16 protein-coding genes and 1 rRNA gene are annotated in these 17,695 nt (G+C 35.9%); 6 read left to right on the top strand and 11 right to left on the bottom strand.

Annotated features, from left to right (window positions below; translation table 11 throughout):
• Positions 1-53: 53 nt before the first annotated feature.
• From mscL to OD90_RS00075, 7 genes are all read right to left on the bottom strand, one after another.
• Positions 54-491, bottom strand: coding sequence for a large-conductance mechanosensitive channel protein MscL (gene mscL / locus OD90_RS00105; protein ID WP_144665200.1), 438 nt, complete (start codon positions 489-491; stop codon positions 54-56).
• 41 nt (positions 492-532) lie between these two features.
• Positions 533-1,849 carry an MFS transporter gene (locus OD90_RS00100; protein WP_144665199.1) on the bottom strand — a complete coding sequence of 439 codons (1,317 nt, stop codon included), beginning with the start codon at positions 1,847-1,849 and terminating at the stop codon, positions 533-535.
• Positions 1,850-1,916: 67 nt separating this feature from the next.
• On the bottom strand, positions 1,917-2,738 hold the full coding sequence (locus OD90_RS00095; protein WP_144665198.1) for a M48 family metallopeptidase: 822 nt from the start codon (positions 2,736-2,738) through the stop codon (positions 1,917-1,919).
• A 38-nt stretch (positions 2,739-2,776) separates the two neighbouring features.
• Positions 2,777-5,179, bottom strand: a complete 2,403-nt coding sequence (locus OD90_RS00090) for a glycoside hydrolase family 31 protein (protein WP_144665197.1) — start codon at positions 5,177-5,179, stop codon at positions 2,777-2,779.
• A 376-nt stretch (positions 5,180-5,555) separates the two neighbouring features.
• Positions 5,556-7,472, bottom strand: a complete 1,917-nt coding sequence (gene glgB, locus OD90_RS00085; RefSeq protein ID WP_144665196.1) for a 1,4-alpha-glucan branching protein GlgB — start codon at positions 7,470-7,472, stop codon at positions 5,556-5,558.
• Complete coding sequence (locus tag OD90_RS00080; protein WP_144665195.1) at positions 7,472-8,740, bottom strand: glucose-1-phosphate adenylyltransferase; 1,269 nt, start codon at positions 8,738-8,740, stop codon at positions 7,472-7,474. Before OD90_RS00080 ends, glgB begins: the two co-directional genes overlap by 1 nt.
• A 32-nt stretch (positions 8,741-8,772) precedes the next feature.
• Positions 8,773-10,179 carry a glycogen synthase gene (locus OD90_RS00075; protein WP_144665194.1) on the bottom strand — a complete coding sequence of 469 codons (1,407 nt, stop codon included), beginning with the start codon at positions 10,177-10,179 and terminating at the stop codon, positions 8,773-8,775.
• A gap of 211 nt (positions 10,180-10,390) precedes the next feature.
• Here OD90_RS00075 and msrB (OD90_RS00070) point away from each other — a divergent pair, with 211 nt between their 5' ends.
• From msrB (OD90_RS00070) to lpdA, 4 genes are all read left to right on the top strand, one after another.
• Positions 10,391-10,870 carry a peptide-methionine (R)-S-oxide reductase MsrB gene (gene msrB, locus OD90_RS00070; protein ID WP_144665193.1) on the top strand — a complete coding sequence of 160 codons (480 nt, stop codon included), beginning with the start codon at positions 10,391-10,393 and terminating at the stop codon, positions 10,868-10,870.
• Between the two features lie 14 nt (positions 10,871-10,884).
• Positions 10,885-11,280: a peptide-methionine (R)-S-oxide reductase MsrB gene (msrB, locus tag OD90_RS00065; RefSeq protein WP_144665192.1), complete on the top strand. Its 396-nt coding sequence runs from the start codon at positions 10,885-10,887 to the stop codon at positions 11,278-11,280.
• A gap of 62 nt (positions 11,281-11,342) precedes the next feature.
• The gene (locus tag OD90_RS00060) at positions 11,343-11,834 is read left to right on the top strand and encodes a hypothetical protein (protein ID WP_144665191.1); all 492 of its coding nucleotides are present in this window, start codon (positions 11,343-11,345) and stop codon (positions 11,832-11,834) included.
• A 136-nt stretch (positions 11,835-11,970) separates the two neighbouring features.
• Complete coding sequence (gene lpdA, locus OD90_RS00055; RefSeq protein ID WP_144665190.1) at positions 11,971-13,347, top strand: dihydrolipoyl dehydrogenase; 1,377 nt, start codon at positions 11,971-11,973, stop codon at positions 13,345-13,347.
• 146 nt (positions 13,348-13,493) lie between these two features.
• Here the strand turns inward: lpdA and rny are convergent, their stop codons facing one another.
• From rny to OD90_RS00040, 3 genes are all read right to left on the bottom strand, one after another.
• A complete protein-coding gene (rny, locus tag OD90_RS00050; protein WP_144665189.1) occupies positions 13,494-15,059 on the bottom strand; it encodes a ribonuclease Y in 1,566 nt (521 codons plus the stop codon).
• A 300-nt stretch (positions 15,060-15,359) separates the two neighbouring features.
• Positions 15,360-15,650, bottom strand: coding sequence for a cell division protein ZapA (locus OD90_RS00045; protein ID WP_144665188.1), 291 nt, complete (start codon positions 15,648-15,650; stop codon positions 15,360-15,362).
• 6 nt (positions 15,651-15,656) lie between these two features.
• The gene (locus OD90_RS00040; RefSeq protein ID WP_144665187.1) at positions 15,657-15,947 is read right to left on the bottom strand and encodes a hypothetical protein; all 291 of its coding nucleotides are present in this window, start codon (positions 15,945-15,947) and stop codon (positions 15,657-15,659) included.
• Positions 15,948-16,197: 250 nt separating this feature from the next.
• Between OD90_RS00040 and murQ the strand changes: the two genes are divergently transcribed.
• A complete protein-coding gene (gene murQ, locus OD90_RS00035) occupies positions 16,198-17,013 on the top strand; it encodes an N-acetylmuramic acid 6-phosphate etherase (protein WP_144665186.1) in 816 nt (271 codons plus the stop codon).
• Positions 17,000-17,221 carry a DUF6095 family protein gene (locus OD90_RS00030; protein ID WP_186434682.1) on the top strand — a complete coding sequence of 74 codons (222 nt, stop codon included), beginning with the start codon at positions 17,000-17,002 and terminating at the stop codon, positions 17,219-17,221. The genes murQ and OD90_RS00030 overlap by 14 nt, the downstream gene beginning before the upstream one ends.
• A gap of 276 nt (positions 17,222-17,497) precedes the next feature.
• Here the strand turns inward: OD90_RS00030 and rrf are convergent.
• Positions 17,498-17,605, bottom strand: a 5S ribosomal RNA gene (gene rrf, locus OD90_RS00025).
• Between the last annotated feature and the right edge of the window lie 90 nt (positions 17,606-17,695).

Here is a 17,695-nt window from a genome sequence, read left to right as displayed (position 1 = left end):
CAAATAGGTGATTAATCTAAAAGATAACTAATGAGTTAGGTAAAGCAAATTAATTATATGTTTTTACCTCGCTCCTTAAGGATTTTATTCTGTTCTTGCATAAGGTGCTCAATATTAGATAATAGTTCTAGATTTTTTGGCGTGACAACCTCTTTATTTTTTGGATCTTCTGCCTTGTTCTTAAATTTATTAATAAATTTTATGACAATAAAAATTGTAAAGGCTATCACTGTAAAGTCAATAAGCACTTCGATAAGTTCTCCGTAGCCTATTGAAATTGATTGAGTTCCATCTGGTGATTCTCTGAGAACATATTTACGATCTGCAAAATTAATACCATCTGTCATCAAACTTAACGGTGGCATAACCACTTTTTTCACAAGCGTGTTAACAACGTTATTGAAGGCAGTGCCTATAATGATACCCACTGCCATATCGATCATATTTCCTTTGACCGCAAAGTCCTTAAATTCTTGAAAAAATGTAGACATATCTTTTATGGATGCAATTTTGCTTTCGCGAAAGCGTATAGTTAGTTAATAATAGTTCTATTTTTTGGTACCTTAAGTAATAGAAAGACCCCCACTGCAAAAAAGATAATTAGAAAAACGATAGAAAATCGCATACTGCCTGTAATTTCTTCTATAAATCCATATAAAAACATACCTATGATGATTCCTATTTTTTCTGAAACATCATAGAAGCTAAAATAAGACGTTGTATCATCTGTTTCTGGTAAAAATTTAGAATATGTAGACCTAGATAATGATTGAATGCCCCCCATGACTAACCCCACAAAACCTGCGGTGATGTAAAATTGAATAGGTGTATACACAAAATATGCCCAACCACAAATAAAAATCCAAATGATATTTATTACAATTAATGCTTTAATATTTCCTATGCGTGCAGATAATCTCGAAGTAAGTACGGCACCAAGTACGGCTACTAATTGAATCAAAAGAATGCTTGTGATTAATCCAGTAGTGCGCTCACTATCACTCCCCCATTCCAACTCTTGTTCTCCAAAATATGCAGCGGCAAGCATTACCGTCTGTACTGCCATACTATACACAAAAAAGGCATATAAATATTTTTTAAGACGAATTTGATGTTTCATCGACTTCCAAATACTCCTCAATTCTTGAAAGCCATTAAAAAGTACGGCTTTAGTTAATTTACCACTTGACGGATTTCCTTTGGGAAGATAAAAATAGGTGTACTGACTAAAACCTATCCACCATATACCAGTAAGAACAAAAGATAATCTTGTAGGTAATCCTTCGTCCTCAAAACCAAAAGATTCATAACCAAGTATCATTCCTAAACAAACAATCAGCAACAAAACACTCCCTATGTACCCCCACGAATATCCCTTTGCACTAATAGCATCATGCTGATTTGGGTAGGCTATGTCTGGTAAATATGAATTGTAAAAAACGATACTTCCCCAGAATCCTATCAAACCTAGTGCATATAAAAGCAAACTTAAGTAAATGTGTTCTAAGCTAAACCAATACAGCCCTATGGTAGATAATGCTCCTAAGTAACAAAACAGTTTTAAGAAGAATTTCTTATTTCCTAAATAGTCTGCTATTCCAGATAGTATAGGAGAAATCGTAGCCACGATAAAAAATGCGAATGCCGTAGTATAAAATATAAGCGGACTTCGACGAAGTAAAAACCCAAACACTTCGATTTCCTCTATAGCTGCGCTTCGAAAAAGCGCACCATAAAATAAGGGAAATATAGCCGATGCTATCACTAAGCTATAAGTAGAGTTTGCCCAGTCATAAAAAGCCCACGCATTTAATAATTTCTTATCGCCTTTAAGAAGTTCTTTTTTCATGATACTAAAATAGAAAAGCTGTGCAATTGCACAGCTTTTATACTCAATTATTTATTATGAATAATTATTATTTAAAAGTCGTTACTCCAAATTTTGCTGCTTCTGCTTTTGCCATTGGCGCTTTTGCGGTAAGATTTGCGATACGACTATCTGATGAAGGGTGAGTGCTTAAAATTTGCGGGGGTGATTGTCCGCCGCTTTTTTCTTTCATACGTCTCCATAAATTTGCAGCTTCATCTGGGTTATAACCTGCAATTGCTGCAATTACGATTCCTATTTCATCTGCTTGTGTCTCATGACTACGAGAGAAAGGTAACATACCACCTACTGCAGATCCCACTCCATAGAGTTGCATGATTTGCTGTTGCCTTGCTGGATCTGACCCTGAGGTTGCTACCGCTACCCCCACTGCACCTAACTGTTGTACTTGTGCTGCACTCATACGTTGTGCGCCATGATCTGCTAGTGCATGTGCTAGCTCATGTCCCATAACCATTGCAAGACCTGTTTCTGATTGTGTAACAGGTAATATTCCAGTGTACACGACAATTTTACCACCTGGCATACACCAAGCATTTACCGCTTCATCTTTTACTAGATTATATTCCCAGCGATAATCTGACAAATAACCAGGGTAGCCAAGAGCCGTCATATACTTTTCTGAGGCTACAGCTATTCTCTCCCCTACTCTTTTAACCATATTTGCCTCTGGCGTACCTGTAATAACATTATTCTCAGAGAGAAAAGCGTCATACTGCTGAAAAGCCATCGGGAATAATTGATCGTTACTTACAAAATTAAGTGTCTTCTTCCCTGTAAATGGACTGGTTTTACACGCACATACCAAAAAAATGGTCAGTATCGCTATTAATGTATTTTTCGTATTCATAATGATGGTTTTTATATCATTATAAAATTACACAAATGTTAAGCTCCAGTAAGATGTAACTCCGTGAAATCTTTGTTAATGATTAGCGCACAGGCAATTGGGTCAAATTGCATTTCTTCAAATGTAACTAACTGATTATCAAGTTCAATTTCTTTAATATCGAATGGAAGCCCAATTAAATGAATCCTAAAAGTATCATAAGAAGTGATATAGTCACCTCTCTTATGCTGCTGTATGATCCAATCTCTCTCACGACCTACCATCTTAAATGTACGATAACTATATCTCCCTTTTTTATAATCGTAGCCATCTTGAGCATCTTCGTAAAGCTTTGATGCATTTTTACCAAGACCATAATAGACTTCTAGCTCTACTTGTTTAATTTCCAATTCTCCAACATACTGTTGTAACGGATATTTAGGTAAAATTGTTCCTTCTTTAATAAATAACGGCATTTCATCTATATCAGCATCTACCCATTGCTCTTTACCTCCTTCTATTGACTGCTTAGACCAATAATTGAACCACTTACCTCTAGGCACATACATGCGACGTCCCTTTGCGTTAGGTTCAAGTATAGGACAAACTAGAATATGGTGACCAAATATAAATTCATCTGTACGATAATGAGTTTGTGCATCTTCTTGATCAAAATAGACAAGAGGCTTTAATAATGGTGTTCCTTTTTTTACATATTCATAAAACATAGTATATAAATAGGGCAATAATCTATAGCGTAGATTAATAAATTTGCGAGCAATATCTGTCACTCCTACATCAAAAGTCCAAGGCTCCTGATCTCCATGGTGACCAGAAGAGTGTGTCCTACAAAATGGATGGAATACTCCTAGTTGTATCCATCTAGCATAAAGCTCACCCGTAGGTTGTTCTGCAAATCCTCCTATATCTGTACCCGTAAAACTCATTCCAGAAATACACATACGCTGGACTTGTACATTTGCAACCCATAAATGCTCCCAACTAGCAACATTATCTCCAGTCCAAGAACTTGTATAACGTTGCGCTCCACTGTATGCAGATCTAGTGATCACAAATGGACGTTGAGGGTAAGCATATTTTTTAACTCCCTCATATGTTGCTCTAGCCATCTGAGTACCATATATGTTGTGAGCTTTCAAATGGCTACAGGGATGTCCATCGTAGTTATGGCGTACATCTGAGGGAAATGTTTTTCCAGGTACCTCCATAACAGCAGGTTCATTCATATCATTCCAAACTCCTTTCACACCTATATCTTGAATAAGCTCTTTAAAAAGTCCAGCCCACCATTTTCTAACTTTTGGGTTTGTATAATCTGGGAAATTACACTCCCCCGGCCATACTTTACCTTTCATATAGGGTCCATCTGCTCGCTTACAGAAGTAATCGTTTTTAACCCCTTCATTATACACCCAATAATCTTTATCAATTTTAATACCTGGATCGATAATTACAATAGTTTTGAAGCCATCTTCTGCAAGTTCTCCTACCATTCTTTTAGGGTCTGGAAAATATTCATTATTCCAAGTAAAACATCGCCACCCGTCCATATAATCAATATCTAAATAAATACCATCACATGGAATTTTGAGCTCTCTAAATTTTGCAGCTATTTCTTTAACATTACTCTCTGGGAAGTAACTCCATTTACATTGTTGATAGCCAAGCGCCCATAAAGGAGGTAACTCTGGCACCCCTGTGAGATTTGTATAACTCTGAACCACATTTGACATCTCTGGACCATAGATAAAATAATAGTTCATCTCTCCACCTTGGGCCCAAAAGCTAGTAACCCCCATTCGTTCATGGCAAAAATCAAAATATGTACGAAATGTATTATCAAAAAAGATTCCATAGGCCTTCTTTTGAGTAAGACCTATATAAAAAGGAACAGATTTGTAAATAGGATCTTGATCCTTGCTAAAAGCATATTGATCTGTTGCCCAGTTTTCAATCCGTTTTCCTCTTAAATTAGAGTGCATAGGTTTATCTCCTAGACCGTAGTAAGACTCTGCATGCTGCGCTTTTTTACTCATTTTAACGATATTCCCACCATACTCAAAACTTTCTTCGTAGTGGAAACCTAACTCGTCTTCATTTATAAGATTACCTTCTCTATCAAAAATTGAAGCCTGTAAACTTTCTTTTTCTAATCTTAAATGTAATTTAGCCGTTTTAATATGGTAATGAGTATCGTCATCTGTAAGTTCAAGATGATTATATCCCTTTAGCGCTTGTTCATCTATTGCATATGAAAAGTCTGGCTCGAATACTCCCCCTGTCGCAAATCGAAATCGAATGACACTATCCCGTAGAACTGTAAGTTGAAGTATGACTTCATTCTTTGTAGTGAAATATAAAGTATCAACCTCTTTTTTAAAGTCTACTACCCGATTTGGAAATTGATTCCCTTTTTGCTGTAATTCTGTGTTTACAATCATAAATCTAAAGTTAACAATATCAAATAAACAGTATCTAACTGAGATACAATGTTAATTCCCAATTAGTTATTAACGCTAACGTTTTCGTTCATCTCATGGTTGTGTTTTTTATGCTTTCGCTAAAATTTGGAACTCATAAATACGATTACCAGAAGGTGATGCTTAAATCTAATCCATAAATTATAAGATCTTAAATCACATTTTTGGGAAATTAAAATATTACTGCCAATGTCAATAAAAAACTTTTAAAGAATGAGAGTAAATTTCATCTATAGGATGCAATTTTAATAACCCTTCATCACAGAAAATTGATGTTAAATTAATACACCAATTAAAATATTCTCGTCTCGGTAATTGAAAACTACTTACTTAATTATTAATTTTTAATAAGTTCGAAAACTACACCCGCAAGTGGAGGAATATCTATGTACGTAGAATATGGCTTTCCGTGCCATGATTCTGTACTAATTTTCAGAATTCTGTTATGGTATTCACCCGTCCCACCGTATTCTGTTGCGTCGCTGTTAAAAATTTCGCGAAAGCGTCCTTCAAATGGTATTCCTATTCTATAATTTGATTGAGGGGTTGGTGTCATATTAAATACGCATATTGAAACTTCATGGGTATTATTATCTTTCCGAATGTAGCTTAGCACACTATTCTCATCATCATCGTGGGCAATCCATTCAAAACCCTCTGAATCAAATTGCTTTTCATAAAATGCTGGGGTATCAACATATAGCTTATTTATCTCTTTAAAAGCTCGATGGATTCCTTTATGGAATTGATATTTTAGTACATACCAATCTAACTGTTCTTCAAAATTCCATTCTGTACCCTGACCAAATTCACTACCCATAAATAAGAGCTTTGTTCCTGGATGTGTGTACATATAAGTATATAGTAACCGTAGGTTTGCAAATCGTTGCCATTCATCTCCAGGCATACGACCTAATATTGATTGCTTTTCATAAACAACCTCGTCATGCGATAGTGGTAACATGAAGTTTTCTGTAAATGCATAGGTCATTGAGAAAGAAATTTCATTATGGTGGTGGTTTCTATGAATGGTGTCTCTTTTGAAATATGTTAGGGTATCGTGCATCCATCCCATCATCCATTTCATTCCAAAGCCTAATCCGCCAGAAAAAACAGGTTTACTAACCATTGGGAAACTTGTAGACTCCTCTGCAATGGTTTGTACATCTGGAAAGCTCGAATAAACCTCTTGATTGAGCTCTTTTAAAAATGTAATGACCTCAAGATTTTCTCTACCTCCATTTCTGTTTGGCTCCCATTCTCCATCTTCTCTACTATAATCTAAGTACAACATGGATGCGACAGCATCTACCCTCAAACCATCAACGTGATAGTGCTCAAGCCAGAAAAGTGCATTACTTATTAAAAAACTTCGTACCTCATTGCGTTCATAATTAAAAATAAGTGACTTCCAATCTGGATGATATCCTTTTTGCCTGTTTGGGTGTTCATAGCACGCTGTTCCGTCAAAGCTGCCTAAACCGTGTGCATCTTCTGGAAAATGAGATGGCACCCAATCTAAGATTACACCTATATCGTTCTTGTGTAAAGCTTCAATTAATGTCATGAGCTCTTCTGGATATCCAAAACGAGCTGTTGGGGCAAAGTACCCAGTTATTTGATACCCCCAGCTAGGGCTGTAAGGATATTCCATAACAGGCATAAATTCTACATGTGTAAAATTCATCTCTTTAACATAAGATACAAGCTCTGTTGCTAGTTCTAAATAACTTAAACTTCGATTCCCCTCATCTTCTTTACGACGCCAAGATGCAAGGTGAACTTCATATACAGAAAATGGAGCATTGAGGTGATTATGTTTGTGACGCTTTCTCATCCACTCACCATCTTCCCAAGTGTGATTAAATTTATATACTACAGAGGCAGTTTGTGGTGGATGCTCTGCTCTTCGAGCAAAAGGATCTGCTTTTTCTGTAATGACTCCATTGTGATTAGAATGAATTTTGTATTTGTACACTTCACCATGACCTATGTTTGGAATAAACCCTTCCCAAATGCCACTTTCATCCCATCTCACATGTAATGAATATTCCCCGTCTTTCCAGAAATTAAAATCCCCTACAACTGAAACTAGCCGTGCGCTAGGGGCCCATACAGCAAAATATGTTCCCTCCACCCCATCGAGTGTAAGCAAATGACTACCCATTTTATCATGTAAACGGTAATGTTTACCAGCCTTAAAAAGATTTATATCAAATTCTGAAAATAAACTGTGTGCTAGAACCGTGCTCATTATATAATAGTTCCTGATGCGATGGTTGCACCATTTTTAATGACTACAATACCATCACGTATGACGTACGTTTCTGTCTCAACATCTTCTAAGTGCTTGCCTCCTGTTATTCTAACATCATCTCCTATTTTTGCATTTTTATCAATAATACAATTTGTTAAAAAACAACGATCTCCTATTCCTACATGAGGAATGCCATTTGCTCTAGCATTATTAATTTCCTCTAAGTCTAAAAACCGATTACTTCCCATTATATAACTGCTCTCTATAACCGTACCTCGACCAATTCTAGCTCTAATTCCTATGACAGAATTTGCAATACGGCTGCCGTGTATGATACTCCCTTCTGCTATAATGGATTTTTCTAATGTAGTGCCAGAAATTTTAGTTGGAGGAAGTACGCGAGGGCGCGTTAAAATAGTTTGTCCTTTATTAAACAAATTAAACTTTGGTAAATCTGCCGTGAGATCAATATTTGCCTCAAAAAAAGAATCAATATTTCCTATATCAGTCCAATATCCTTCATAAGGATAACTTAAAACCTTATGATTTTCAATAGATTGAGGGATAATTTCTTTTCCAAAATCCATAGTATAAGTACCTTCGAGGAGTTCTATAAGAAGATCTTTATTAAATATATAAATCCCCATAGAGGCTAAGTAGTTTTTACCTTGAGATTTCATCCCTGAGGATACTTCAGACTCCCAGTCATGTAAAATACCTTCATCTGGCTTCTCAATAAATGAAGTTATTGTATTAGTCTCGTCTGTTTTTAAAATACCAAAAGAAGTTGCATCTTTTGCATTCACAGGTAATGATGCTATCGTAATCTTTGCCTCAGACTTTATATGAGCTTGGAGCATCTTATTAAAATCCATTTGGTACAATTGATCTCCAGAAAGTATCATAACGTACTCAGATTCATACCCCTTAAAATGATGAAGGCTTTGTCGCACAGCATCTGCTGTACCCTGAAACCAGCCTTTATTTTCTGGTGTTTGCTCAGCTGCGAGTATATCTACAAAAGCGTCTGAAAAATAAGAGAATTGATAAGTGTGCTTAATATGCTTATTAAGTGAAGCCGAATTAAATTGGGTTAAGACAAACATCCTCTTGATATTTGAATTTAAACAATTAGAAATAGGTATATCTACAAGTCTGTATTTTCCTGCAATAGGTACTGCTGGTTTTGAACGCTGTGCAGTTAATGGATAGAGTCTTGAACCCTGACCTCCTCCTAAAATAATGGCAATTACTTTCTTGTTCATCGTATAGCTTTTAGGTGTTAATTCATTCTATATTAAGTATGTACCTCCTCATATAAAGATACATATTCTCTAGCAGCATTTTCCCAACTATGATCTATCTTCATCATTGCGATTTGATTACGTTTGAAATAGTCAGTTTCTTTATAAAACTGGAATGCTCTTCCTATACTGTATACCACATCAAAAACACTGGTTTGATCATGACAGATACCGTGACCTCCATCTCCTATATCTATTACTGTATCCTTTAAACCTCCAGTTCTGTGTACAATTGGAACACAGCCATACCTCAAACTATAAAGTTGATTAAGCCCACAAGGTTCTACTCTACTAGGCATTAATAAGAAATCTGCACTAGCATATACAAGATGTGATAATCTTTCTTCATAACCTATATGAGCATTATAGCGGCCATTATATTTGGATTTAAGGTTTTCTAATTGTCCTTCAATGTCATGATTACCACTACCTAGAACTATAATATTTATATCAAACTTTTCTAAAGACTCCTCAATAATTTTAGGAAGTAAATCAGCTCCTTTTTCCCATACCAGCCTACCTATAAAACCAAAAAGTGGTTTTTCATAACTTAAATCAAATTCATCACAAAGTGCTTTCTTATTTGTAAGTCTACCTTTTAATCTTGTATGCTGTGAATAATTCTTTACAAGGAATGCGTCCGTTTTTGGATTCCATGTTTCTGTATCAATACCGTTTAAAATCCCAGCACATTTAGCTCGCTCCGCTCTTAGCAAACCTTCTAATCCGTTTGCTTTTTCTTGTAACTCTTCCATATAAGATGGAGATACTGTATTTACCCGATACGCGCATTTTATTGCTGCGGCTAGGGGGTTTATTTTTTCTTGCCAATCAAGTAATCCGGCCTGGTTTTTATCAAACTCAGGAAAAATATTATTCATTTCATGAGAAAACTCTCCTTGGTACTGCGCATTGTGTATGGAAAGTATAGTTGGAATATTTTTAAGTGTACAAAAAGGCTTACAATATTTCATCATAAAAGGGACAAATCCAGAGTGATGATCATGACAGTGAACTATATCAATCTGACTTGAAAATGTATGAAGCCAATGCAAAGCCACTTGCTGGAAAGCCATAAATCTTAGTGTATCATCCTCATAACCGTAAACTTTTCTTCTGTCTGTTAATTCGTTAACTCGTACTAAATAGAGTGGAAAACCTAAGTTGTTTTCAACCTCAATGATTTCAGAAAAATAGGTTTTATTTGCCATCACAAGATGATGGAAAAAAATGACAGATCCTTTAGATTTTTCAACCCACTGTGTTCGATAATAAGGCATTATCACACTTGCTTTGTGACCTATACGGTTTTGATATTTAGGTAACGCTCCTAAAACATCTGCTAGACCGCCTACCTTAGCTACAGGATAACATTCGGCACTTATATGAAAAATGTTCATGATACTATTTTAGAGTTCTTCGGCTAAATGTAAAACTTATCCGTTCATAGAAATCAATTTAACTATTAAATTAATATAAATTAGAAAAGAAATCATTGTAAATAATTATGCTTTCGCGAAAGCGCATGCATCTTAATTGTTCATCTATGTTATTTTAGCTTGTTTTTAACGACCTAAAGCATATGCAATCTATAATTTTACTAAAAAAAAGATGAAAAAAATAGTTCTAATAGTCGCACTATGTGGTTTATTTACAAGCTGCAACAGTAATGCACAAGAAACAAAAGAAGAACCTTTTGAGGTTCAAAAAACCGAAGCCCAATGGAAAGCTGAACTGACAGCAGATCAATTCTACATTTTGCGTAAGGAAGGAACAGAACGACCTTTCTCTAGCCCGTTAAACGATATTAAAGAACCAGGAACCTTTAAATGTGCAGGTTGCAACACGCCTCTATTTGAAACAGCACATAAATTTGATAGTGGCACTGGCTGGCCAAGTTTTGACAGACCTATCGAGGGTAATGTAGCCTATAGTACAGATCGCAAACTAGGATATACCAGAAAAGAAGAGCATTGTGCAACTTGTGGTGGTCACTTAGGACATGTATTTAATGATGGACCTAAAGCAACTACAGGAAAAAGACATTGTATAAACGGAGATGCTTTGGTATTTGTACCACAATCAAATTAATTAGGAGTATAGATATGAGTTATCCAATCCAGAAGTCTGAAGCGCAATGGTTAGAAGAACTTGGTCCAGAACGCTATCGCATTCTAAGAGAGAAAGGAACTGAAAGAGCGTTTACAGGAACTTATAATATGCACAAAGAAAACGGCTCTTACCATTGCGGAGCTTGTGATGCAAAGCTATTTGAAAGCGACACCAAATTTGACAGTGGCTGTGGCTGGCCTAGTTTTGATGAATCCATCCCTGGAACTGTAGAATATGTAAGAGATAAAACACACGGAATGATACGCACTGAAATATTGTGTTCCAATTGCGGTTCACACTTAGGTCATGTATTTGACGATGGTCCTACAGCTACTGGGCAAAGATATTGCGTGAATTCACTAAGTATAGATTTTAAAAACACAAAATAATTATAAGCTATTCTATTACTGGAATGCTTATTGATAAAAAAGAGACAAACAACTTAGAGATTATGAAATACATTTACACCTTATTACTAGCTTCAGCATTCATATTAACTTCTTGTTCTAATGATGATGACAACTTTGATTTTGACACAATAGGTCAAACTTTTGAGTTTACAACCACATTTACGCAAGCAAACGACTATACCACCCGTTTTAGTTTTGATCAACTTATATTTGACTCAGACGTAGTCTTAGTTTATAAACTTGAGGAGGTCGACAATGGTCTCGATGTATGGGAACCATTACCTACAGCTTATTATTTCTTTACAAATGATTCAACTGGTGCAATAGAAGGATTTTTAAATTACAGATTTAATTTTACAACTGGTGATGTAGATGTTATCATGAACAGTGACGCCCCAGATCTAGCTGGAGCAGAGTTTACAAACAACCAAACCTTTAGAATTGTAGTAGTACCTTCAGATTTTGCTTCGACTACTGATGTTGATTTATTGAATTTTAATGAAGTAGCAACAGCTTTAAATTTAAAATTTTAGAGATAGCCACGCTTTCGCGAAAGCGTAACCTTAAAACACTTAAAACCGAAGCTAACACTTCGGTTTTTAAGCTTTAAAAATATTGAGATAATACGTAAATTCGCTATCCAATTTATAGACTTAAAAAACCAAAGATATGAGCAAATATGATGTCATCGTATTAGGAAGCGGTCCTGGAGGATATGTTACTGCAATACGTGCCAGCCAGTTAGGACTTAAGACTGCTGTAGTAGAAAAAGAAAGCCTAGGTGGTGTATGTTTAAACTGGGGTTGCATCCCTACAAAAGCATTATTAAAAAGTGCTCAAGTTTTTGAATATTTAAAACACGCCGAAGATTACGGTTTAAAAGTAGATGGTGCAGATAAAGACTTTGCAGCTGTAGTTAAACGTAGTCGTGGTGTTGCAGAAGGAATGAGCAAAGGTGTTCAATTCCTTATGAAGAAGAACAAAATTGATGTTATAAACGGCTATGGTAAAGTAAAACCAGGTAAGAAAATTGACGTTGATGGAAAAGAGTATAGTGCAGATCATATCATCATAGCTACTGGTGCACGCTCTAGAGAATTGCCTAGTTTGCCACAAGATGGTGAAAAAGTAATTGGATACCGTCAAGCCATGACACTTCCTGAACAACCAAAATCTATGATTGTTGTAGGTTCTGGAGCTATAGGTGTCGAATTTGCTAGTTTTTACAATAGCATGGGCACAGACGTGACCATTGTAGAATTTATGCCTAATGTGGTTCCAGTAGAAGATGAGGATGTATCAAAACAATTTGAGCGCTCACTAAAAAAAGCTGGAATTAAGATCATGACCAGTTCTTCTGTAGAGAAGGTTGAAAAAACTGATAACGGCGTAAAAGCCACAGTTAAAACCAAAAAAGGTGAAGAGACATTAGAAGCTGATATTGTTTTATCTGCTGTAGGTATCAAAACCAATATTGAAAATATAGGTCTGGAAGATGTAGGTATCGTAACAGACCGTGATAAAATTATAGTAAACGACTTTTACCAAACTAACATGCCCGGTTACTACGCTATAGGTGATGTAACTAAAGGCCCAGCTCTAGCACACGTTGCTTCTGCAGAGGGAATTACTTGTGTTGAAAAAATTGCAGGCATTAATGTTGAAAAAATAGATTATTCAAACATTCCAGGATGTACGTATGCAACACCAGAGATAGCAAGTGTTGGGATGACAGAAAAGCAAGCAAAAGAAGCTGGTTACGAACTCAAGATTGGCAAATTTCCATTTTCTGCTTCTGGAAAGGCAAGTGCTGCAGGAACGAAAGACGGGTTTGTAAAGGTTATTTTTGACGCAAAATATGGAGAGTGGCTCGGGTGCCACATGATAGGTGCGGGTGTGACAGATATGATCGCAGAGGCTGTCTTAGGGCGTAAGCTAGAAACTACTGGCCATGAAGTTTTAAAAACTATTCACCCTCACCCTACAATGAGTGAGGCTGTAATGGAAGCGGTGGCAGATGCTTATGGTGAAGTGATTCACTTATAAGAATCACAACGACTTAAATTATATTTTATCATAAACCTCGCTAATGCGAGGTTTATTTTTACAAACAATTTTAGAATAAAAAATCCTGATCTATAAGTGATCAGGATTTCTCATTTTTTGTATTCGCTTTCGCGAAAGCGGTAATTTTATTTAGCAATATTTACAGCTCTCGTTTCTCTTATAACAGTAACCTTAACTTGACCAGGATAAGTCATATCAGTTTGTATTTTTTGAGAAATCTCAAATGACAAGGCTCCTGCTCTGTCGTCATTTACCTTTTCACTTTCTACAATAACTCGCAATTCACGACCAGCTTGTATGGCATATGCTTTTTTAACACCTTGAAAACCAAACGCAATATCTTCAAGATCTTTAAGACGCTGTATGTAAGAATCCAATACCTGACGACGTGCACCAGGCCTAGCGCCACTTATAGCATCACATACTTGTACTATAGGAGATAATAAGCTTGTCATTTCAATCTCATCGTGGTGAGCTCCTATGGCATTGCAAACATCTGGCTTCTCACCATATTTTTCTGCCCATTGCATTCCAAGAATTGCGTGTGGAGTTTCAGTTTCAGTATCTGGCACCTTTCCTATATCGTGTAGGAGGCCAGCACGACGTGCTAGTTTTGGATTAACTCCTAGCTCTGCAGCCATAACACTACAAAGTTTTGCCACCTCTCTACTGTGTTGTAATAAGTTTTGACCATAAGATGATCGATACTTCATACGACCGACAGCTTTAATAAGTTCTGGGTGCAATCCATGTATACCTAAGTCAATCACAGTACGCTTCCCTACTTCTACTATTTCTTGCTCTATTTGTTTTGAGGTTTTATTTACAACCTCCTCAATACGGGCTGGGTGAATACGTCCATCTGTAACAAGTTTGTGTAAAGACAATCGAGCTACCTCTCTGCGAACACTGTCAAAACAAGAAAGTATAATTGCCTCAGGTGTGTCGTCTACAATAATCTCTACGCCAGTAGCTGCTTCAATCGCTCTAATATTACGACCTTCACGTCCTATTATTCGACCCTTAACATCATCACTTTCTAGGTTGAAAACAGATACACAGTTTTCGACTGCTTCTTCTGTACCAATGCGTTGGATTGTGTTGATAATGATTTTCTTTGCTTCTTGCTCAGCTGTCATTTTAGCTTCCTCCATTGCTGTTTGGATATGAGCCATTGCATCAGTCTTTGCTTGATCTTTTAGTGTTTCTACAAGTTGATGTTTTGCGTCTTCGGCAGATAAACCAGAAATAACCTCTAGTTGTTGCACTGTACTTTTGTGCATTTTTTCGGCTTCTGCTTTTTTCTTTTCTACATAGTCTAATCTTTCTTTATAAGACTTTATTTTGTCCTCCAAAGATTGGTTAAGTTTTTTATTACGCGAAAGCTCACTACTTACACTTGATTCTTTATCACGAGTACGCTTTTCTGCATCAGATATTTTTTTATCGCGACTAAGAATTACTTTTTCATGCTCAGATTTTAATTCAATAAACTTTTCCTTTGCTTGAAGAATTTTATCCTTTTTAAGAGATTCTCCTTCTGATGTTGCTTCTTTTAAAATACTTTGAGCACTCTTCTTTGCTCTTTTAATTATTTGAGATGCATTACTACGCTCTAGCATCTTTGCTATAAAAAATCCCAGTGCTAATGCTATCACACCTACAATGATCAAGAGTGAGGTCTGTTCCATAAAAATCTTTATTTTAAGATGCCTATAGGCGATCTGTTTAATTAGTTTGTGTGGGCTTTGCCCTATATATTATACCTCACGATGAGATATAAAAAAGCCTGCATTAGTAGTGCATTTTGTATAAACTCCTAATAGTAAGGATTAGAGCTAGAAAACTGATCAAACTTCCATCTACCTAGCACTAGTCTAGTAACGGCGTGTTTTTACAATTTAGAGTCACTCTTTATAAAAAATAACTGTTGAGTTTATCAAAAAAATAACCAATGCAGGCAGTAATATGCTGTTGTATGTAAAGAACGACTATGTTAATGTCTCATCGAGAAGTAACGCAAGCTTTTCTAATCTTGCTGCAGTTTCCTCACTCAAAGAATCTTCATTTATAGTTTTTTGGGTAACCTTAGAAGCAAACTGTAAAGCGCACATGGCTAAAACATCTTGCTTATCTCTAACGGCATAATTTTGTTCAAATTGCTTAACCATCGCCTCAATATCTTTGGCCGCTTTACGCAACCCTTCTTCTTGAGCTGGATCGATAGTAAGTGGGTACACTCGATCTGCAATAGACAACTTAATTTTGAGCTTATCTGCCATATGGTTTTATTCCGCGAGAGATGCTATGCACGCATCTATCTCACGTACTAAAGCGTTAATCTTTAGCTTAGTTTCCCTTTTATATTCGTTACTGCCTAGTAATGCATTTGCTGTTTTGAGTGTTCTATTCTTCTGCTCGCAAATATCAATAGCATCTTTAAGTTGCTTATTTTCTTGTTGCAGTGCGGTAAGCTGTTTTTCTAGAGCTACCCGCGTTTGCCTCACATCTTCGTATTTTTCTAACAAAGCAGCGATTCGATATTCAAGAGAATCAACAACATTAGAAAGAGTACTCATAAACACATATGCATTAACTACGTTACACAAAGTTAACATTTGAAAGATAGACAGACAATGCTTATAGGTTAAAATTTACAAGATGGGGTACGCTTTCGCGAAAATTATTGAAGGTAAAATTCAAGAATCTACTATAAACTCAATAAATGATAATTTATCAATTATAAAAACTGAATTGCATAAAAAAATAATAATATAATTGTTTGAAAGTAAAACCCCTTACCTTTGAGAAAGAGCTAAAATAAAAGACGTGAGTTTTAAAAAAATTACTGAACAAGATTCAAATTATGATCATCTAGAAAAGATGAACACAAAAGAATTATTGACAAATATTAATAATGAAGATAAAAAGGTATCAGACGCTGTTCAAGAGGTGATACCTCAGATAGAGAACCTCGTAGATAAAATTCTACTCAAATTAAAAGGTGGGGGTAGATTATTTTACATGGGCGCTGGTACTAGTGGAAGATTAGGTATTCTTGACGCAAGTGAATGCCCACCTACTTTTGGAGTTTCCCCTGATATAGTTGTAGGTATAATAGCTGGTGGAGATAAGGCTATAAGAGACGCTGTTGAATTTGCTGAAGACAGTATTAATCAAGGCTGGGAAGACTTAAAAGGATATCAGATTTCAGAAAAAGATGTTGTTATAGGCATCGCAGCATCAGGTACTACTCCTTATGTGATAGGGGCACTTAAATCATGTAATGACAACAATATACTAACTGCTTCCATAAGCTGTAACCCAAATAGTCCTCTGTCTAATACAGCAAAATATCCAATTGATGTTATAGTAGGACCTGAATTTGTCACTGGTAGTTCTCGTATGAAAGCTGGTACAGCTCAAAAACTTATCCTTAATATGATTTCTACTGCTACAATGATAAAGCTTGGACACGTAAAAGGGAATAAAATGGTAGATATGCAATTGAGCAACGACAAACTCGTGGCGAGAGGTTTAAAAATGATAATGTCAGAGTTAAACATTCAGGAGACGGAAGCTAAGAAATTATTATTGGAGCACGGTAGTGTTAGAAAAGCCATTGAGAGCTATGCACACCAATAAAGAAAAATTACTAAAAGGAATTAAATTTATGGGAGGGACATTACTTCTTCTTATCGCCGCACCCATTATTCTCAATTCATCATTTAAAAATCAAGACCATCCTTACTTCATTCCAGTGGTGACAATTGGAATTATCTTGCTATTTGCTGCTATTTACTTAGGATTTAAAGGTATAAAAACATTGATAGGAGCAATTTTTAACGATTAAAACTGCTTTTATCCTTAACATAATTTAATAGACCTCAGATTATTTTAACTCAGTTCATGTTCGACAACCGGGTTCAGTCCGCTTTAAATTTATTATATAATAATCTCCAACCACTATAAATTTTTATAGAAGAGCAAAATATAGTGTATCAGTTTGACACTAAACATAGGCTTAAAACTGAATTTTCAATGATAGAAAACATATAAACACAATCTATTTTAGACCTTCTTTTTCCGGCATAAAAAAAGGTCTGACTCATTACTGAATCAGACCTTAAAAAGGCGGCGACCTACTCTCCCACGATTGTAGTACCATCGGCGCTGGCGGGCTTAACTTCTCTGTTCGGAATGGGAAGAGGTGAGCCCCGTCGCTATAACCACCTTAGTTTTAGAATAAGATGTGGTAACATCTTAAGCCCTTTCGCTTAAAGCGAAAGAAAATATCTTAACATATTTAGGAAATCATTAAAGAAAG

The organism is Dokdonia sp. Hel_I_53, from assembly GCF_007827465.1.
In the GTDB taxonomy this organism is placed as follows: Bacteria; Bacteroidota; Bacteroidia; order Flavobacteriales; family Flavobacteriaceae; genus Dokdonia.
Note: the sequence above shows the minus strand (reverse complement) of the source record. Positions and strands in the feature narration are given on the sequence as shown.